This is a genomic window from Micromonospora sp. CA-269861 (assembly GCF_050948505.1).
In the GTDB taxonomy this organism is placed as follows: Bacteria; Actinomycetota; Actinomycetes; order Mycobacteriales; family Micromonosporaceae; genus Micromonospora.
The window spans coordinates 2833230-2850908 of record NZ_CP192014.1 but is presented as its reverse complement, the minus strand read 5'-3'; the positions used below and the strand labels follow the sequence as shown (position 1 = coordinate 2850908).

The following is a 17679-nucleotide window of genomic DNA, read 5'->3' as shown; positions in this document are numbered from 1 at the left end:
ACCCGGAACACCGCGCTCAGTCGGCCAGCAGGTCGAGCAGCAGCGCGGCGGTCCAGCTGAACGCCGGCGAGCCCAGCCCGGCGCCGGTGTCCGGGTGGAAGTACTCGTGGCAGCCCGCCCCGGCGACCAGGCCGATCATCGAGTGGCGCAGCCCGGCGGCCAGCTCCGGGTGCCCGTGCGCGAGCAGCCCCCGCCGGACCAGCCAGCCGATGTTGAGCCAGCTCGGCCCACGCCAGTAGCGCAGCGGCTCGAAGTCGGGTGCGGTGCGGTCGTAGGTGGGTAGCGGCCGGTCCATCCGCCGGGCCACCCCGAAGCGCGCCGACCGGGCCTCGACGACGAGCGCGTCGATCTGCCGCGCGGGCAGGTCGGGCAGGATCAACGGCGTCAGGCCGAGGACGGTCCGGGCGCCGACCAGGCGATTGGTGCGCAGGTCACGCGGCTGGAACGTGCCGGTGCCCGGGTCGTACAGCCGTCGTAGGAGTGCCTCGGTGATCCGGGCCGCGCGGGCCCGGTGCGGCCCGGGGTCGGCGCCGACGAGCGTGGCGATCTCGGCGAGGGCGTGTTCGGCGGCCCCGAACGCCGCGTTGAACAGCGGGCACTCCACCAGGAACGGGTGACCACTGGCCAGGTCACGGTCGGAGTAGCCGTGGTCGCGGTAGGCGGCGACGATCGCCAGGTAACGCGCGTAGTCGAGGTCCGTGGGGCGGTGCGCGGCGTCGGCGTGCGCGGTGTCGTGCCGGCGGTACGCGGACATGACGGCCGCCTCGGCCGGGACGGCGGCCATCGGCTCGTCCCATGCCGGGCTGTTGTCCAACCCGGACTCCCACGGGTGCACGATGCAGACCAGCCCGTCACCTGCCACATCCCGCCGTTCGGCCAGGTAGCGCTGTTGGGCGACGAGCGCGGGATAGAGCCGGCGCAGCGCCGCCAGCCGGGTGGGGTCGGGCGCCCGCCGGTACGCCAGCAACGCGGCGAGCGCGTGCACCGGCGGCTGGACCAGGCCGGAGGTGGCCACCGTGGGTGCTCCCGGTACGTCGGCCGAGCGCCACATCTCCGGCCCCGGGAAGTACGCGCCGACCCGCAGCGCCGGGTTGAACACGATGTGCGGCACCCGTCCGTCGGCCCACTGCGCCCGGAAGAGGCTCGCCAGCTCCCGCCAGGCGCGGTCGGGGCGGACCTGGGCCAGCCCGATCGCGATGAACGCGGAGTCCCAGCTCCACTGGTGCGGGTAGAGCGTGCGCGAGGGCACCGTGTGGTCGTGCTCCCAGTTGGCGTCGAGCGTGTCGACCGCGAGTCGACGCAGCCCGGCCAGGTCCGCCGAGCCGCCCGTGCGGGCCGCGGCGGCGGTCACGCGGCGGCCCGCCGGGGCAGCGCGTGGCGCAGCACGGTGGCGGCCTGTTGCAGGGCCCGGACCGGGTCGCCGCGGAGCCGGCACTCCAGGGCCAGCCAGCCCCGGTAGTCCAGCTCCAGCAGGGTACGCACCAGCGCCGGCCAGTCCAGGTGACCGGCACCGGGCTGGTACCGGTTGGAGTCGCTGACCTGCACGTGCCCGAGGTACGGCGCGGCGGCGCGCAGCGCGCGGTGCACGTCGTCCTCCTCGATGTTCATGTGGAAGGTGTCGGCGACCACCCGGACCGACGGCAGCCCGAGCGCGGCGCAGAGCGCCACCGCCTCGTCGAGGCGGTTCACCATGTGGTCCTCGTACCGGTTGAGGGGTTCCAGGAAGAGGGTGACCCCCTCGGCCCGGGCGTGCTCGCCCAGCTCGCCGAGGGCGTCGAGGAGCACCTGCCGGTCGCCGTCCGGCGGGCGGGGCGGCTCGAACGGCGGCAGTCGTCGGGAGAACATCCCCCAGGCGGCCGGGGTCATCGCCCCGACGCCGCCCAGTTCGGCGATCACCGAGAGCTGGGAGCGCAGATTGCGGACGGCGTCGGCGGACCGAGCGGGGTCGAAGTCGCCGATGAAGTGGCCCATCTCAACGCAGACGGTGGGCATCACCACCCCGGCGGCGCGGGCCCGGCGCAGCTCGGGCAGCCGGCGGGCGAACGCGAGGTCGCCGCGGCCGCGTAGCTCGATGCCCTGGTAGCCGAGGGCGGCCGCGAGGGCGTACTTCTGGATCAGGTTGGTGCCCGGCAGGAGTTGTTCCTGACAGGCCAGCGCGATGGTGGTCATCTAGAACCTCAGCACGACTTGGAGGACGTCACCGGCGCCGCGGTCGAGCAGCGCGAGGGCGTCGGCGACCGCGCTGGCGTCGACGATGTGGCTGACCAGCGGCAGCGGGTCGACGCTGCGGTCGGCCACCAGGTCCATGAAGGTCTGCGCGACCCGGTCTCCGGTCCACCGGCCGGCCATGCTCGGCGCGGGGGTGGGCCCGGAGACCTGGGCGGCCACCAACTGGATGCGGTTGTGGTGGAACTCCTCGCCGAGGCCGAGCGTGTCGGCCTGGCCCTGGTAGAAGCCGGCGGCCACGACCCGTCCGGCGTGGGTGGTGGATCGGATCGCCTCGTGCAGCGCCGGGTACGCGCCGGACAACTCCAGGCAGACGTCGGCCCCCCGGCCGTCGGTGGCCTGGCGCAGCACGGCGGCGGCGGACGTGACAGTGGCATCCACCGTGGAGCGCGCGCCGTATCGTGCGGCGTGCTCCAACCGGTCGGGCACCGGGTCGACGGCCACCACCCGGGCCCCGGAGAGCACGGCGAGCCGGGTGGCGAGCAGCCCGATGACGCCCTGCCCGAAGACGCCGACCCAGTCGCCGAGGTGCAGGTCGCCGGCGAGCACGGCGGTCAGCGCGATGGCGCCGGGGCGGGCGAAGACCGCGGCGAGCGGGTCCAGCCCGGCGGGGAGAGCACGGACCGCGTCGGCGGCGAGCACGGCCTCGGCCCGGTGCCCCCAGATGCCCCAGACGAGCTGCCCCGGATGCCGGTCGGTGACCTCCGGCGCGACCTCGACGACCTCACCGACCTCTTCGTAGCCGAAGCCGATCAGCGGGTAGGGCACCGGGGTCTGTCGGGGGACGAACATCCGGGCGGCGTCGTCCCAGTCCTTGCTGAGCCGGGGGTTGCTGCCCCGGTAGAGGGTCAGCTCGGTGCCGGCAGAGATGCCCGAGTAGCAGGTGCGGACTCGGACCTGGCCGGGGCCGAGCGGATCCGGGGGGCAGGGCTCGAGGCTGATGCGTCGAGGCCCGGCGAGAGAGACCACCCAGTTGCCCATGTGTCACATCCCGGTAGCACTGGGCTCCAGGATAGCAAAAAATCGCAATATGTCTTGCTATTGATCAATCGAAGGTGTTGGATCCGTCTTGTACCCTTCGAGAGGAGTGCCATCGATGTCAGCACCTCCGAGGCGGATACTCGCCACCACAGTGATCCTGGCACTGACCACGTCCACCCTGCTGGCCTGCGGCGACGACGGATCGGACAGCAACAGCAAGAAGATCACCGTCTGGAGCCTGGAGGACGTGGCCGACCGGGTCACCGCCACCAAGGCGATCATCGCCGACTTCACCGCCAAGACCGGGATCCAGGTCGATCTCGTGACCGTCAACGAGGACCAGTTCCCCTCCCTGATCGCCGCCAACGCCGCAGCCGGCGACCTGCCCGACGTGGTCGGGTCGGTCTCCCTCGCCGGCATCCGCACGCTGGCCGGCAACGAGTTGCTGCACGCCTCGGCGAACACGGAGGTCGTCGACAAGCTGGGCAAGCAGACGTTCTCCCCCCGCGCGCTGGAGCTCACCGCCGACGACGGCAAACAGCTCTCCGTACCCAGCGACGGGTGGGGGCAGTTGCTCGTCTACCGCAAGGACCTCTTCGCCGCGGCCGGCCTGGCCGCCCCCGACACGTACGAGCGGATCACTGCCGCCGCGGCGCGGCTGAACACCGGCGGCGTCGCCGGGATCACCGCGGCGACCGCCCCCAGCGACGTGTTCACCCAGCAGACCTTCGAGCACCTGGCGCTGGCCAACGGCTGCCAGCTCACCGACGACTCGGGGAAGGTCACGCTGGACTCACCCCAGTGCGTCGAGGCGTTCCGCTTCTACGGTGACCTGATCCGCACCAGTTCGGTGAAGGGCGCACAGGACGTGGACACCACCCGGGCCACCTACTTCGCGGGCAAGGCGGCAATGGTGATCTGGTCGCCGTTCATCCTCGACGAGCTGGCCGGGCTGCGCAACGACGCCAAGCCGACCTGCCCCCAGTGCCAGGCGGACCCAGCCTTCCTCGCGAAGAACAGCGGGTTCGTCACCGCGATCAAGGGCCCGAACGGCACCGAGCCGGCCCAGTACGGCGAGATCAGCTCCTGGGCCGTGCTCGACGGCGCGGCGGCCGATCCGGCGAAGTCGTTCGTGGAGTTCATGCTCAGCGACGGCTACCCACGCTGGTTCGGCATGTCCCCGGAAGGCCGCTTCCCGGTGCGCAAGGGCACCCCGGCCGAGCCGGAGGCGTACCTGACCGCCTGGAACACCAGCCAGGCGGGGGTCGACGCCAAGAAGCCCCTCGCCGACGTGTACGGCGACGAGGTGCTGGCCACGCTGCGCCGCAGCCCGGACACCTTCGGGCGGTGGGGTCTCAGCCAGGGGCAGGGCAAGCTCGTCGGCGCCATGCTCGGCGAGTTGCCGGTGCCCAAGGCGCTGGCCGACCTGATCGCGGGCAAGTCCGACGCGGCGGCCACCGCCAACCGCGCCAAGAAGGACGTGGACGCCATCAAGGCCGGCGTCAATTGACCACCACCGCGCCCGGCCCCGGCCGCTCCCCCATCCGGGAGCGGTCGGCGCCACCCCGACGCCGACCGCTGACCCTGCGTCGCCGCGAATCCCGGGCCGGGCTCGCGCTTGTCGCACCGACCCTGCTCGTCACCATCGCGGTCATCGGCATCCCGATCGTGTGGACAGTGGTGCTCGCCTTCCAGCGGGTCCGGCTCGCCACGCTGCGCAAGACCGGCCTGTTCGGCGAGTTCACCATGGACAACATCGACCGGGTGCTGCACACCCCCGGCTTCGCCGAGACGCTGTGGGTCACGCTGATCTACAGCATCGGCGGCACCGTCGGGTCGATAGTGCTCGGTCTGGTGGCCGCCCTGGTCGTCCGCCGGCCGTTCCGGGGCCGCACGCTGGTCCGGGCGTCCATGCTGCTGCCGTACGTGGCGCCGGTGGTCGCGGTGACGTTCGTCTGGCAGGTGATGCTCGACCCGCAGCTCGGCATCGTCAACGCGTGGGGTCAACGCCTGCTCGGCTGGGACGCCCCGGTGCCGTTCCTCACCCAGGAGTCGACAGCGCTGGCCACGGTGATCGTCTTCGAGGCGTGGCGGTACTTCCCGTTCGCGTTCCTGTTCCTGTTGGCCCGGCTCCAGGCGGTGCCCGGCGAGTTGGAGGAGGCCGCCCGCGTCGACGGCGCCACCCCCACCCAGCGGTTCCGGCACATCCTGCTGCCACAACTGCTGCCGGTGATCGCCCTGCTGGGCGTGCTGCGCTTCATCATGACGTTCAACAAGTTCGACGACGTCTACCTGCTCACCGGCGGTGCGGCAGGCACCGAGGTGGTCAGTGTGCGGGTGTACGAGTTCCTCACCGCCCGCACCGACATCGGGGCCGCGGCCGCCCAGGCGGTCGTGCTGGCCGTGGTGCTCATCGTGTTCGTGCTGATCTATCTGCGCTTCTTCGGACGGAGGGTGGGCTGATGGACCGGGACGTGGTCGAGACGGTGAGCCTGCGTTGGCTGCGCCGCCTGGTGATCGCCGTGTTCCTGGTGATCACCGTCTTCCCCTTCTACTACATGCTGGTGCTCTCGGTGCGCCCCATCGAGCGGCTGCTGCTCGACCCCGGTGCGCTGGTGGTCGGCTTCGGTGAGCTGACCGTGGCCACGTACGCCGAGGTGCTGAAGGCCACCGACGACGGCGGCCAGGGTTTCCTCACCTTCATCCGCAACAGCGGGCTGGTCGCCGTCGCGGCGACCGTGCTCACCCTCCTGGTCGCGATCCCCGGCGCGTACGCGGTGGCCCGGCTGCGGTTCTTCGGCCGGCGGCAGGTGGACTTCCTGTTCCTGGCGGTCTACCTGTTCCCGTCGATCGTCATCGCGATCCCGCTTTTCGTGGTCTTCACGCGGGCCGGGCTGCGCGGCTCGCTGTTCGGTCTGGTGCTGGTCTACATCTCGCAGACGTTGCCGGTGTCGGTCTACATGCTGAAGAACTACTTCGAGACCATCCCGGTCAGTCTGGAGGAGTCGGCCGCCATCGACGGTGCCGGTCGGCTCGGCATCATCAGGCGCGTCAGCCTGCCCCTGGCCCTGCCGTCGATCATGGCGGTCGCGCTCTACGACTTCATGATCGCCTGGAACGAGTTCCTCTTCGCGCTGCTATTCCTTGTCGACAAGCCCAACAGGTGGACGGTGTCGCTGGGGCTGTCCCTGCTCGCCGACGGCGTGGAGGTGCCCAAGACGGTGCTGATGGCCGGGTCGGTCGTCCTCACCCTGCCCATCGTGATCCTCTTCTTCGCCAGCGAGCGGCTGCTCACCGAGGGGCTGACCAGCGGCGCGGAGAAGGGATGATCGTCTCGTCCGGGTCGCCCGCCAGGCCCCCGCCGGCCCGGTTACGGTGGCCTCATGGCCAACCCGACCCGCTGGGCTACCGACACCGGTCCTGAGCACTCACAGTGGTACATCGACAGGTTCCGCAAGCTCGTGGCCGAGGGTGCGGATCTGGCCGGCGAGGCCCGACTGGTGGACGCCCTCGTCGCGCCCGGCTCCCGGATTCTCGACGCCGGCAGCGGCACTGGCCGCGTCGGTGCCGCACTGGCCGAGCGGGGGCACACGGTGGTCGGGGTGGACGCCGACCCGGCGCTCGTGGATGCCGCCCGCGCCGACTATCCCGGCCCGACGTGGCTCGTCGCCGACCTCGCGGAGCTGGATCTGCCGGCGCTGGGCGAGGCGGAGCCGTTCGACGCGGCGGTGCTGGCCGGCAACGTGCTCGCCTTCGTCGCCGTCGGCACCGAACCGGCGGTGCTGCGCCGGGTGGCCGCACACCTGCGACCCGATGGCGTGCTGACAGTGGGCTTCGGCACCGAGCGCGGCTACCCGCTGACCGCGTTCGACGCCGACGCGGTGGCCGCCGGCCTGCGCGTGGAGCAGCGCTTCGCCACCTGGGACCTGCGCCCGTGGCGCGACGATGCCCCCTTCGCGGTAAGCGTCCTGCGTCGCCCCGCCGACTGACACCGGCGGGCCCACTTCGCCCTCAGTCCGGGGCGGCGACGGCCCGGGCGGCGGCCGGGTCGAGGGTGGCGCCGGCGGGCACCAGGCTGACCAGCCCGGCCGGCAGTCGCACCGGCCGCACGTCGCGGTAGCCGAGCATCGGGAGCACCTCCCGGTCGGCCAGCACGTACCGTCGGCCCAGGTCGGTGACGACGGACACCGCGCCGCCGGTCGCGCCGGGCGCCGCGGCGGCCTCGACCACCGCGCCGCGACCCGGCTCCACCACCACGTGGTCGGCCAGCACCGCGCCGCCGGTCGGCGCGGTGCGGGGCACGGCTGTCAGGTCCCGCAGCGGTACGCCCCAACGCACCTCACCAACCCCACCATCGTCGGCGACGCGGGTACAGAGCGCGCCGCCGTCGCCGGGCGCGAGCCGAGGCGGGGTCGGTGGCGGGGCGTTCGGGCCGGTCGGGGCGAGATCGGGCACCGTGGGCAGGGCGGCGAACCGGCCCAACGTCATCGGCACCGGCTCGACCTGCCCGGTGCGGGCCAGCAACAGCCCCGCCTGCAACTCGGTGATACCGGCCAGGCCCGCGTCCAGCGCCACCGCGTACTGCCGGCCACCACCGGAGTTGCTCACCAGGTAGACCGCACCGATCGTGGCACCCGGCACCCGGGTGGCGGGCCGACCCAGCGCGGGCAGGTCGAGCGGGGCGAGGTCGGTGCCGGCGGGCAACGAGTTGAGGAGTGCCGGCGCCGCCGGAACCGCCTGGGCCCGGGTGGTGGCGAGCGCCGCCAGCACCCTGCTGGGATCACGGACGAGGTAGCGCCGCTGGTGCCAGACCAGGTGCAGCCCACCGTCGGGGTGGCGCAGCAGCAGCGCGTCGTCGCCCAGCGGCCGGCCGCCGTCGGGCTCCGCGCCGATCAGCAGCGCGGAGCGGGGCGCCTCGACGCCCACCCCGGCCGGGACCGTCGAGCAGACCGTCCACGCCTCGGCGGCCAGCCGGCCGGGGGCGGGCAACGAGTCGGGCGCGTCGGCGATGCCCAGCGGCAGCCCGCGCGGCACCCCGTCGATCGTGCGCCGGGACACCAGCACCGTCTTCGACCGGTCCGCACCGACGATGAGCAGCGCCGAGGCGTAGTTGAGCACCGGGTGCAGCTTCTGCTCGCGATAGACGAACCGGGCGCCGGACTCCTTCTCCACGATCACCGCGCCCGGGTCGCGCCATCCCTTGCCGCCGCCGGCGAACAGGCCGTAGAGGGCGAAACCACCGAGCCCGATCACCGCCACCAGGACGCTGGCCAGGCCGGCGCCGGCCAGCCCCCGAAACGGCGACTGCGCGGGATCGGTCTCCCGCATGACCAGGGCGGCGACCGCCCGCTGGACGCTGAACTGGTAGGAGTGCAGCTGGTCCTGCCGCGACGGCATGAGTCCCCTCCGGTGGATCGGCCGGGCACAGGATATGCGCTGCGTCGATGTCTCGCGGACCCTGCGTGGCCGCCCGTCACGGGGCAACCGGTACCATCCGTGGACGAATCCGGCGGCGAGAGGGCACCCGTGGGCGCGCGTTTCGAAGAGCTGGCCTGGCGGGAGACTCCGATCGGCGCGATCAGCCTGCGCCGACGCCGGGACCCGGCACTCCAGGTCGAGGTGTACGAGGTCAAGCTCGACGACGAGTACCTGATGTCCAGCCTCTTCCCGGTCGCGGAGATCGAGCTGGCCCGTCTCGGTCTCGCCGAGCTGGCAGGTGACTCCCTCGACGTGGTGGTCGGCGGTCTCGGGCTGGGTTACACCGCCTGTGCGGCACTGGGTGACCCCCGGGTGCGCTCACTGCTGGTGGTGGAGGCGATCGAGGACGTGATCGACTGGCACCGGCGGGGGCTGCTGCCGTTCGCGGCGGGGCTCGCCGAGGACCCTCGTACCCGTTTCGTGCAGGCCGACTTCTTCGCGGCGGTGGCCGGTGACACCGGTTTCGACAGCGAGGTGCCCGGTCGGCGGTTCGACGCCGTGCTGCTCGACGTCGACCACTCTCCGCGCAACGTGCTGCACCCGAGCCACGCGGCGTTCTATCCGCCGGCCGGGTTGCGTCGCCTGGCCGCCCTGCTGCGCCCCGAGGGTGTCTTCGCGCTGTGGTCGGACGACCCGCCGGACGCCGAGTTCACCGGCGCGCTCAGCGAGGTGTTCGTGGGCGTACGCGCGCACGTCGTGCCGTTCGCCAATCCGCTGACCGGCGGGGAGTCGGCGAACACCGTCTACGTGGCGCGTACCGGCAGCTGATCGACTCCGGTACGCCGCTCGCGCATGGTGTCGGCCGGAGGGGGAACGAGGAGCCGGGGCCGGCCGCACCAGGCGCGGCCGGTTACGGGAGGTCGACATGCGTGCACTGCTGTGGGTTGTCGGCGTGGTCGCCGGCGTGCTGATTCTGCTCGGGTTGATCCTCGAGGCGGTCCGCTGGCTGATCATCATCGGTCTGATCGCGCTGGTGATCGTGATCATCCTGGGCATCGTCAAGGGGCGGCAGGCCATGAGCCATCAGTCCCGCCGACGGTGATCGACGAGGGGACCGGTCAGAACCAGTCCGGGCGCATGTCGAGGGTCGTCCGATCCCGGCTGTCCAGCAGGTCGAACTGCGGGCCGGTCCGGGGCAACTCGACTGTGAAGAAGTAGCGTGCGGCCTGCCGCTTGCCGGCGTGGAATGCGTCGCCGGCCCCCTCCGGCGGCAGCGCCAGCACCTGCTCCAACCACATCCACGCGATCACGACGTGCCCGACGGCCTCCAGGTATGCGCTGGCGTTGGCCAGCGCGAGCACCGGGTCGCCGTCGGCCCACAGTCGACGGGTGACCGACGTGACCCGGTCCACCGCGGCGGCCAGCCGATCCGCCAGCTCGGCTGCCTCGCCCCCGGCCTTCCGGGCCCGCTCGACCGTGTCGCCGATCGTCGCGGTCAGCAGGGCGAGACCAGCGCCGCCCCGCATGGTCACCTTGCGCCCCAGCAGATCCAGTGCCTGGATGCCGTGGGTGCCCTCGTGGATGGGGTTGAGCCGGTTGTCCCGGTAGTGCTGCTCCACATCGTGGTCGCGGGTGTAGCCGGCGCCTCCGAGCACCTGGATCGCCAGGTCGTTGGCGGTGAGGCACCACTGCGACGGCCAACTCTTGGTGATCGGGGTGAGCACGTCCAGCAGCAGGTGCGCGCGCTCGCGCTCTTCCTCGGCCGGCGCGGTCTTCTGCTCGTCGAGCAGCCGCGCGCAGTAGAGCACCAGCGCCAGCGCCCCCTCCACGTAGCTCTTCTGTGCCAGCAGCATCCGTCGTACGTCGGGGTGGTCGATGATCGGCACCTGCGCGGCGGCCGGATCCTTCGCGCCGACCGGCCGGCCCTGCGGCCTCTCCTTCGCGTACGCCAGGCTCTTGAGATAGCCGGTGTAACCCAGCGCGGTGGCGCCGGCCCCGACCCCGATCCGGGCCTCGTTCATCATGTGGAACATCTGCGCCAGACCCTGGTGCGGCGCGCCGACCAGGTGACCGACGGCTCCGGGCCGGCCGGCGGGGGTGTGTGCGCCGTCGCCGAAGCTGAGCAGGGTGTTGGTGGTGCCCCGGAATCCCATCTTGTGGTTGAGCCCGGCCAACACCACGTCGTTGCGCTCGCCGAGCGACCCGTCCGGGCCGACAAGCACCTTGGGCGCGATGAACAGCGAGATGCCCTTGACCCCGGGCGGCGCGCCGGGGATGCGCGCCAGCACCAGGTGGACGATGTTCTCGGCCAACTCGTGGTCGCCTCCGGAGATCCACATTTTGGTGCCGAAGAGCCGGTACGTGCCGTCTGCCTGGGGCTCGGCGCGGGTGGTGATGTCGGCCAGCGAGCTGCCCGCGTGCGGCTCGGACAGGCACATGGTGCCGAAGAACCGGCCGTCCAGCATGGGCCGGACGTAGGTGTCCACCTGCTCGGTGCTGCCGTGCGCGAGCAGCAGGTTGGCGTTGCCCAGGGTGAGGAACGGGTACGCCGAGGTGGCCACGTTGGCGGCCTGGAACCAGGTGAAGCAGGCCGCCGCTACCGCGTGCGGCAGTTGCAGGCCACCGACAGTGGCGTCCAGCCCGGCGGTGAGCAGGCCCGTCTCGGCGAAGCTGTCCAACGCCGCGCGGATCTGCGGGATCAGCCGCACGCGCTGCCCGTCGAAGGTGGGCTCGGCGAGGTCGGCGGCCCGGTTGTGCGGGGCGAACTGCTCGGTGGCCACCCGCTCGGCGAGGTCCAGGGCGTCGTCGAAGGTTTCCCGGGAGTGCTCGGCGTAACGGGGACGCTCGACGAGGTCGGACACCCGCAGCCACTCGTGCAGCAGGAAGTCGAGGTCACGGCGGGAGAGCAGGGTGGACGGCACGGCACTCCTCAGCGGGCATGGGGGCGGGTCGGGCCGGGGCGACGGCCCACTGTCGCCCCGGCCCATCCTGGCCGATCGACAGGGCGCGCACCACAGGCCCGGGTGGGGTTCGCCGAGCGGAACTTGTCACACCACCCGGCTAGCGTCGGTTCCCGTGACCGCACCCGGAGACGTTCCCCCCGAGGTCCTCGACCGGCTGCGGCCGATCTGCCTCGGGCTGCCGGAGACCTACGAGGAGCCGGCCTGGGTGGGCACCCGCTGGCGGGTCCGCAAGCGGACCATCGCCCACGTGCTCACCGTCGATCCCGATCGCCAACCGGTCCACGCACGGGCCGCCGCACTCGACAAGCCCGCCTGCCTGCTGACCTTCCGGTCGCCACTCGACGAGATCGCCGGGCTCCTCGGCACGGGCCACCCGTTCTACAAACCGGACTGGAGTCCGAACGTGCTGGGCATGGTCCTGGACGGGGACACCGACTGGGAGGAGGTGGGTGAGCTGCTCACCGAGAGCTACTGCGTGATGGCCCCGAAGCGGCTCGCCGCCCAGGTCGGCCCTCTGGCACCGCCGTCCGGTTGAGCGCTGGTCGAACACAGCGCGGCCGGCTGAACGTCGACGGTGCCTGTCACCGGCGGTTTCGCCCGGTGCGCCCCGGGGATACCGCGCCGGATGGCCGCAGCCGCCGGCCATCCGGCTGGAGCCGAGGACGCCGCCGGGCGGGTGAGGAGCGGGTCGATGTCGTCGCTGCCCACCGAGGAGGACTCCCGGTTGACGCCGGTGCTCCGGGAGGACCGTGTGTGCACGGGCGTGACCACCCTGCGGGGTCGGGTGTTCCTGAGCTACCCGTCGGCGGACCGGCCCGGCGCGCAGGTGGTCGAGGCGCTGCCGGACGGCCGGCGTGACCCGTACCCCGATGCCGCGTGGAACCGCGCTGACCAGCCACCGGACGGGGCATTCGTGCACGTCAACGGGTTGCGGGCCGGCCCGGACGGCCGGCTGTGGATCGTCGACTCGGGTACGCCGCAGATCGGGGGCGCGCAGGTGCCGGGCGGCGCTCGGCTGATCGCGGTCGACCCGGACGGCGACCACGTGGAGCGGGTCTACCACCTCGACGGGGCGGTGCACCCGGACAGCTACGTCGACGACGTCCGGTTCAACGACCGGGTGGCGTACCTCAGCGACGCCGGAGCGTCCGGCCTCATCGTGCTCGACCTCGACTCGGGTCGACCTCGACGGGTGCTGGACGGGCATCCGAGCACGGCGGGCGGCCCGGTCATCGCCGACGGGCGCGTGCTGCGTGACCCGGACGGTGCCGAGGTACGCCTGCACGTCGACCAGTTGGAGGTGTCGCCGGACGGTCGCTGGCTCTACTACCAACCGGCCTCCGGCGGGATGTCCCGGATCGCCACCCGCTGGCTGGACGACCCGTCGGTGTCCGCCGACGAGATGGCCCGGAGGGTCGAACGGTGGTGTGACACGCCCAGCACCGGCGGCACGGCCATCGACGCCACCGGCGCCATCTACCTCAGCGACGTGGAGCGGCGGCGCGTCCTCGTCCTCGCACCCGACCGCAGCGTGCGGACGCTCGTCGCCGATCCTCGCCTGGCCTGGGTGGACGCGATGTGGCTGGACGGCGATGCCCGGCTCTGGATGCCGGCGGCCCAGCTGCACCTGACCGCCGGGCTCAACGGCGGGCACGCGGCCGTCGACTACCCGGTCCAGATCTACCGGATGCCCGTCGAGGCCGGGCCGCCGGCATCGGACCACGCCTGAGTGTTCGGTTCTGCTGGTCTGACCTGTCGCAGGTCGGCGTTAGGCTCCCGGCCATGGCTGATTTCGTGTTGGTGGCAGGGGCGTGGCTGGGGTCGTGGGCATGGGGCGAGGTGGTGCCGCCGCTGCGGGCGGCCGGGCACGGCACGCACCCGCTGACCCTCTCCGGCCTCGCCGAGAGGCGGGATGTGCCCGCCGGTCAGCAGACCCACGTGCAGGACATCGTCGACGAGGTCGAGCGCCGCGACCTGCGCGACGTGGTGCTGGTCGGGCACAGCTACTCGGGCATTCCGGTGGGCCAGGCCGCCGAGCGGATCGGTGACCGGTTGACCCGGGTGGTCTTCGTCGACTCCGAGGTGCCGGTCGACGGCGGGTCGTTCGCCTCCGGCTGGTGGCAGGGCCAGGCGGCCTTCGAGGCACAGATCGCCGACAACGGCGGCCAGTGGGCTCCGCTCGGTGCGGCCGACTTCGACGGTCAGGGTCTCACCGACGAGCAGATCGCGCGCCTGGTCGAAGGTTCCACTCCGCACCCGGGCGCCACACTGACCGAGCCGGCCGTGGTGAGCCGACCGCTGGGTGAGCTGCCGGCGACGTACGTCAAGTGCCTGCTCGACGGGCCTGAGCCCAACGACACGGTGGCCAAACTTCTGACCAGCGACCACTGGCGACTGGTCACGATGGCCACCGGTCACTGGCCGATGTTCTCCCAGCCCGCCGAGCTGGCCCGGATTCTGCTGGCGGAGGCCCCCTGACCGGCGTTGGCCTGGGCCTCTCCCCCGGCCACCGGCACACCCCCGGCCCTCAGGCCGCGTCGAGGGTTTTGATGCTGCGCACCGGCGACGCGAGCAACCACAGCACGGCGAGCACGCCACCCAGGCCGGCGATGACCAGGGTGGGCCGCAGTCCAATGGTGGTGCCCAGCGCACCGCCGACCAGCGCGCCGAGCGGCCGGATGCCGTAGTTGACGGCGCTGTAGGCACCGGCCCGGCGTCCTCGCGCGTCGTCGGGTGTCACAGCGGTGAGGAGGGCGTTGAGGTTCACGTCCATCAGCATCACCCCGACGCTGGAGACCACTTCGATGGCCGCCAGCATGGCCACCTTCGTCCACGTTGGTCCGGACACCAGCGCGGTGAGGGCCAGCGGCGCGGGAAAGAGCACCGCTCCGATCATGGCGGTCCGGCCCAGACCGATGGCGCGCGAGATCCACGGAGCGAGCGCCGCGCCGGCGAACCCGCCGAGCGCGCCGAACCCGAAGGCGACGCCGATAGCGCCGGCCGACAGGTCGAGGTCGCGACTGGCGTAGAGCACCAGCAGCGCGCTGGCGATGAAGGTGAAGAAGTTGACGGTGCTGGTGCAGCCGAGGGCGGCCCGCAGCACCGGGTGCCGCAGCACCAGCACGAGCCCTTCACGGACCAGGCCGAGGGTGGACGTCCGACGCGGCGGGGGCGGCGACTCGGTCACCGGGACGCGGCTGAGCAGCAGCGCGGAGCCGAGGAAGGACACCGCGTCGACGACGATCGCTACCGGTGCGCTGAGCGCCTGGACCAGCCCACCGCCGACCGCCGGTCCGGCGATGAAGGACAGCGACCGGCTCATGCTGAGCTTGCTTGTCGCGTCCACGTACGCGGATCGCGGCACGAGGGCCACGAAGAACGCCTGACGTGCCATGGCGAAGAGCACCGCACCGAAGCCGGTGAGCAGTGCCACCAGGTAGAGCTGGGTGAGGGTGATCGCGTCGAACAGGTAGGCCACCGGCAGGCTGAGCAGCACCGCGGCGCGGATCAGGTCCGCGATGATCAGCAGCCGCCGCTTGTGGGTGCGCTGGTCCACCCAGGCGCCCAGGAACAGGCCCAGCAGGTTGGGCAGCCAGATCAATGCGGTGAGGACGCTGACCTGCACGGGTGTCGCGGTGAGCAGGGTGACGGCGATCAGCGGCAGGGCCAGTTCGCTGATCCGATCACCGAACTGGGAGATCGTCTCGCTGATCCAGAAGGTGCGGAAGCGCCGGTCGCGGTGCAGGGCCGGCGGGGGCGCGGTGTCGGTGGCGGTCACGGTGTCGGCGTCGGTGGCGGTCATGACGCGGCCGGGTCGTCGTCGCCGGGCTCGGGCAGCAGGTAGCGCAGCATCCGGACGATCCGCGCGTCGGCCGGGGACGAGTCGTCGTCCTTGCGCCGTACGTACGGGGCGATCAGCTCCTCGATCGCGGTCTCCAGCTGCTGCAACTCCTCGGGGGTGGCCACGAACCGGGTGTCGGCCACCCCGGCCACCCCGCGCCACTGGGCGTCCAGCCGGGGTTCGTCGTGCAGCAGCCACTGCTGCGGTGCCTCGGCGGCCCGGGCGAACATCTCGCCACGGAGTTGACGGCCTGCGGCCTGCCCCTCGGCATCGTCGGGCAGCTCGAAGCGGAAGCCTCGGGCGGCCGCCTGCCACCAGCGCTCACGCTTGCTGGTGGTGCCCTCCGCGTCGACGACCAGCCCGAACGTCGCGAGGTGCCGCAGGTGCCAGCTGACCACCGATGGGGTGGCGCCGACGTGCGGCGATAGCCCGGTGGCGGTGGCCGGGCCGTGCCGCTGGAGGCGGTCGAGGATGGCCAGCCGGACCGGGTGGGCCAACGCCCGCAGCGCCTGCGGCTCGGTGATCTCGAAATCCCCGTACGGATTCTTGAGAGACATGTTTCGAGAGTAGTCTCTCAGATTCCGGCGGGGCAACCCCCGAACCGCGGCGGCGCCGCGTTGATCAGGCGATGCCCAACCGCGCCAACGGCTCCACCAGCTCCCGCTCCTCATAGCTGAGGTGCGACAGGAGGGCGTCGGTCAGCAGGTCCACCGCGGCCCGCAGCTCGGCGAGGCCGTCCGGAGACCCGACGTACGCGACCAGGGCCCGGTCGACACCCTCCAGCACGTCGTGGATGACGTGATGCTCCTGCTCCAGCCGGTCGACCACCGGGCCGAGTCGGGGGTCCCGCGCCCGCAACCGGGGGAAGAACGACTGGTCCTCGATCGTGTGGTGGGTGGTGACGATGCGGCAGTACGACTCGCAGTAGACGCCGAGCGTCCACCGGTTCTGCCGCATGGTCATCGTGTTGATGTGGGACCGGGCCGCGCCGGCGTCGATCTCGCCGGCCGCCACCTGCTCGATCAGGTCGTGGATCTGGGCCAGCTCGGCGCGCAGGCCGTCGTGGATCTGCACGAGGTGCGCACCGGTGGCCTGCTCCTGCGGGGTGTACGTGCGCTCCGGGTCGGGCGCGGGCCCGGTCGGTCGGGTCGACTCGTCCCACACCTGCTGTTCGCTCCGCCGCACCCCGTCGTCGGGGGTCGGCACCACGGCGAACGCGCCGCCGGCCGCGGTGGCGCGACTCGCCCGGACCGGCGACGCGGCGACCGGCTCCGGCTGTGCCGTCGTACGCTCCGGAGTCGCACCCTGGTCGCGCTCGGCCGCGACCAACTCGCGGACGGCGGGGGCCACCTCGCCGGCGAAGCGGCGCAAATCGTCGGGGTCGTCGCTGCCGAGGATGAAGGCGCTCACGCCCTCCTCCAGCGCCAGCCCGGCCAGCTCCTCGGCCCACTGCTCCGCGGGCCCGTCCAGCGGGCCGCGCCCGACGGCCGAGAACTGTCCGGCGATGTTGAGCAGCCGACGCACGTCCTGCGGGGACCGGCCGGCCTGCTGCGCAGCGTCGTCGATGATCGCGTTGCCCCTGGTCAGGTCACCGGGCTGGAGATAGCCCAGCGTGGGCAGCCAACCGTCGGCCCGACGACCGGTGAGCTGGAGCATCCGGGGCTTGTACGCACCCAGCCAGATCGGCACCGCATGGGCCGGAGCGGGCCCACGCTTGGCGCCCACCACCCGGTAGAACTCGCCGTCGACACGTACTCCCCCGCGCGTCTCGACGTCCCAGAGCTGACGGATGACCTCGATGGCCTCCTCCAGCGCTCGTACGCCCTGGCCGGGGGTCAGCCGCCGGCCGCCCATCGCCTCGATGGCATCCCAGAACGCCCCGGCCCCGAGGCCGAGGGTGATTCGGCCACCGCTGAGCAGGTCCAGGCTGGCCACACTGCGGGCGAGCACTGCCGGCGGGCGCAGTGGCAGGTTCGTCACGTTCGCCGCCAGGTGCACCCGGCTGGTGCGGGCCGCCACGAAGCTCAGCAGCGTCCAGGTGTCGAGGAACGCCGGCTGGTACGGGTGGTCCTGGAAGGTGACCAGGTCCAGCCCGACCTGCTCGGCCAGGACGGCGACGCCGACCGTGCGGTCCGGATTGCCGGCGCTGGGCGTGACGAAGGATCCGAAGACCAGGTCGTGGCCGTAGTCGCTCATCTGCGAGCCTCCCGATTCCCCCGACGCCTCGGGCGATGCGTCGTGACCTTAACC

At 72.3% G+C, this 17679-nt stretch carries 17 protein-coding genes; 9 read left to right on the top strand and 8 right to left on the bottom strand.

The annotated features are described in order from the left end of the window. Window positions 1-16 precede the first annotated feature (16 nt). Genes ACQP0U_RS13070 through ACQP0U_RS13060 form a run of 3 tightly spaced genes read right to left on the bottom strand, consistent with a single transcriptional unit; the run spans window position 17 to window position 3207 of the window. The gene (locus ACQP0U_RS13070; protein ID WP_433318858.1) at window positions 17-1351 is read right to left on the bottom strand and encodes an MGH1-like glycoside hydrolase domain-containing protein; all 1335 of its coding nucleotides are present in this window, start codon (window positions 1349-1351) and stop codon (window positions 17-19) included. After that, entirely contained in the window at window positions 1348-2169 is an 822-nt protein-coding gene (locus ACQP0U_RS13065) for a TIM barrel protein (protein WP_433318855.1), read from the bottom strand. Before ACQP0U_RS13065 ends, ACQP0U_RS13070 begins: the two co-directional genes overlap by 4 nt. Continuing rightward, window positions 2170-3207: a zinc-dependent alcohol dehydrogenase gene (locus tag ACQP0U_RS13060; RefSeq protein ID WP_433318852.1), complete on the bottom strand. Its 1038-nt coding sequence runs from the start codon at window positions 3205-3207 to the stop codon at window positions 2170-2172. Between the two features lie 115 nt (window positions 3208-3322). Here ACQP0U_RS13060 and ACQP0U_RS13055 point away from each other — a divergent pair, with 115 nt between their 5' ends. From ACQP0U_RS13055 to ACQP0U_RS13040, 4 genes are read left to right on the top strand one after another with little or no spacing between them, the layout of a single operon-like run. Then, entirely contained in the window at window positions 3323-4717 is a 1395-nt protein-coding gene (locus ACQP0U_RS13055) for an ABC transporter substrate-binding protein (protein WP_433318849.1), read from the top strand. After that, on the top strand, window positions 4714-5670 hold the full coding sequence (locus tag ACQP0U_RS13050; protein ID WP_433318847.1) for a carbohydrate ABC transporter permease: 957 nt from the start codon (window positions 4714-4716) through the stop codon (window positions 5668-5670). Before ACQP0U_RS13055 ends, ACQP0U_RS13050 begins: the two co-directional genes overlap by 4 nt. Then, the gene (locus ACQP0U_RS13045) at window positions 5670-6536 is read left to right on the top strand and encodes a carbohydrate ABC transporter permease (RefSeq protein ID WP_433318844.1); all 867 of its coding nucleotides are present in this window, start codon (window positions 5670-5672) and stop codon (window positions 6534-6536) included. Before ACQP0U_RS13050 ends, ACQP0U_RS13045 begins: the two co-directional genes overlap by 1 nt. Window positions 6537-6590: 54 nt before the next feature. Beyond that, complete coding sequence (locus ACQP0U_RS13040) at window positions 6591-7196, top strand: class I SAM-dependent methyltransferase (protein ID WP_433318841.1); 606 nt, start codon at window positions 6591-6593, stop codon at window positions 7194-7196. A 22-nt stretch (window positions 7197-7218) separates the two neighbouring features. Here the strand turns inward: ACQP0U_RS13040 and eccB are convergent, their stop codons facing one another. Further along, the gene (gene eccB / locus ACQP0U_RS13035) at window positions 7219-8604 is read right to left on the bottom strand and encodes a type VII secretion protein EccB (RefSeq protein WP_433318838.1); all 1386 of its coding nucleotides are present in this window, start codon (window positions 8602-8604) and stop codon (window positions 7219-7221) included. Between the two features lie 129 nt (window positions 8605-8733). Here eccB and ACQP0U_RS13030 point away from each other — a divergent pair, with 129 nt between their 5' ends. Both ACQP0U_RS13030 and ACQP0U_RS13025 read left to right on the top strand, forming a co-directional pair. Then, window positions 8734-9453: a spermidine synthase gene (locus tag ACQP0U_RS13030; protein WP_433318835.1), complete on the top strand. Its 720-nt coding sequence runs from the start codon at window positions 8734-8736 to the stop codon at window positions 9451-9453. A 97-nt stretch (window positions 9454-9550) separates the two neighbouring features. Beyond that, the gene (locus tag ACQP0U_RS13025) at window positions 9551-9727 is read left to right on the top strand and encodes a hypothetical protein (protein ID WP_366334588.1); all 177 of its coding nucleotides are present in this window, start codon (window positions 9551-9553) and stop codon (window positions 9725-9727) included. Window positions 9728-9743: 16 nt separating this feature from the next. On the opposite strand, the gene ACQP0U_RS13020 is transcribed toward ACQP0U_RS13025, so the two are convergent. Next, window positions 9744-11546 carry an acyl-CoA dehydrogenase gene (locus ACQP0U_RS13020; protein ID WP_433318832.1) on the bottom strand — a complete coding sequence of 601 codons (1803 nt, stop codon included), beginning with the start codon at window positions 11544-11546 and terminating at the stop codon, window positions 9744-9746. 154 nt (window positions 11547-11700) lie between these two features. Between ACQP0U_RS13020 and ACQP0U_RS13015 the strand changes: the two genes are divergently transcribed. From ACQP0U_RS13015 to ACQP0U_RS13005, 3 genes are all read left to right on the top strand, one after another. Next, window positions 11701-12123, top strand: coding sequence for an MmcQ/YjbR family DNA-binding protein (locus ACQP0U_RS13015; RefSeq protein ID WP_433318829.1), 423 nt, complete (start codon window positions 11701-11703; stop codon window positions 12121-12123). Between the two features lie 156 nt (window positions 12124-12279). After that, window positions 12280-13317, top strand: a complete 1038-nt coding sequence (locus tag ACQP0U_RS13010) for an SMP-30/gluconolactonase/LRE family protein (protein ID WP_433318827.1) — start codon at window positions 12280-12282, stop codon at window positions 13315-13317. Window positions 13318-13370: 53 nt separating this feature from the next. Further along, the gene (locus ACQP0U_RS13005; protein WP_433318824.1) at window positions 13371-14066 is read left to right on the top strand and encodes an alpha/beta fold hydrolase; all 696 of its coding nucleotides are present in this window, start codon (window positions 13371-13373) and stop codon (window positions 14064-14066) included. A gap of 49 nt (window positions 14067-14115) precedes the next feature. On the opposite strand, the gene ACQP0U_RS13000 is transcribed toward ACQP0U_RS13005, so the two are convergent. The 3 genes from ACQP0U_RS13000 to ACQP0U_RS12990 all read right to left on the bottom strand — a co-directional run bounded on the left by ACQP0U_RS13000 (window position 14116) and on the right by ACQP0U_RS12990 (window position 17625). Next, window positions 14116-15390, bottom strand: coding sequence for an MFS transporter (locus tag ACQP0U_RS13000; protein ID WP_433318821.1), 1275 nt, complete (start codon window positions 15388-15390; stop codon window positions 14116-14118). Beyond that, on the bottom strand, window positions 15387-15986 hold the full coding sequence (locus tag ACQP0U_RS12995) for an ArsR/SmtB family transcription factor (protein WP_433318818.1): 600 nt from the start codon (window positions 15984-15986) through the stop codon (window positions 15387-15389). Before ACQP0U_RS12995 ends, ACQP0U_RS13000 begins: the two co-directional genes overlap by 4 nt. 64 nt (window positions 15987-16050) lie before the next feature. Continuing rightward, entirely contained in the window at window positions 16051-17625 is a 1575-nt protein-coding gene (locus ACQP0U_RS12990) for an LLM class flavin-dependent oxidoreductase (protein ID WP_433318815.1), read from the bottom strand. Between the last annotated feature and the right edge of the window lie 54 nt (window positions 17626-17679).

Bases quoted from the DNA above. Each gene is read 5' to 3' on its own strand.
- ACQP0U_RS13065 (WP_433318855.1), bottom strand. From the start codon at position 2,169: ATGACCACCATCGCGCTGGCCTGTCAGGAACAACTCCTGCCGGGCACC.
- ACQP0U_RS13060 (WP_433318852.1), bottom strand. From the start codon at position 3,207: ATGGGCAACTGGGTGGTCTCTCTCGCCGGGCCTCGACGCATCAGCCTC.
- ACQP0U_RS13055 (WP_433318849.1), top strand. From the start codon at position 3,323: ATGTCAGCACCTCCGAGGCGGATACTCGCCACCACAGTGATCCTGGCA.
- ACQP0U_RS13045 (WP_433318844.1), top strand. From the start codon at position 5,670: ATGGACCGGGACGTGGTCGAGACGGTGAGCCTGCGTTGGCTGCGCCGC.
- ACQP0U_RS13040 (WP_433318841.1), top strand. From the start codon at position 6,591: ATGGCCAACCCGACCCGCTGGGCTACCGACACCGGTCCTGAGCACTCA.
- eccB (WP_433318838.1), bottom strand. From the start codon at position 8,604: ATGCCGTCGCGGCAGGACCAGCTGCACTCCTACCAGTTCAGCGTCCAG.
- ACQP0U_RS13025 (WP_366334588.1), top strand. From the start codon at position 9,551: ATGCGTGCACTGCTGTGGGTTGTCGGCGTGGTCGCCGGCGTGCTGATT.
- ACQP0U_RS13010 (WP_433318827.1), top strand. From the start codon at position 12,280: ATGTCGTCGCTGCCCACCGAGGAGGACTCCCGGTTGACGCCGGTGCTC.
- ACQP0U_RS13005 (WP_433318824.1), top strand. From the start codon at position 13,371: ATGGCTGATTTCGTGTTGGTGGCAGGGGCGTGGCTGGGGTCGTGGGCA.
- ACQP0U_RS13000 (WP_433318821.1), bottom strand. From the start codon at position 15,390: ATGACCGCCACCGACGCCGACACCGTGACCGCCACCGACACCGCGCCC.
- ACQP0U_RS12995 (WP_433318818.1), bottom strand. From the start codon at position 15,986: ATGTCTCTCAAGAATCCGTACGGGGATTTCGAGATCACCGAGCCGCAG.
- ACQP0U_RS12990 (WP_433318815.1), bottom strand. From the start codon at position 17,625: ATGAGCGACTACGGCCACGACCTGGTCTTCGGATCCTTCGTCACGCCC.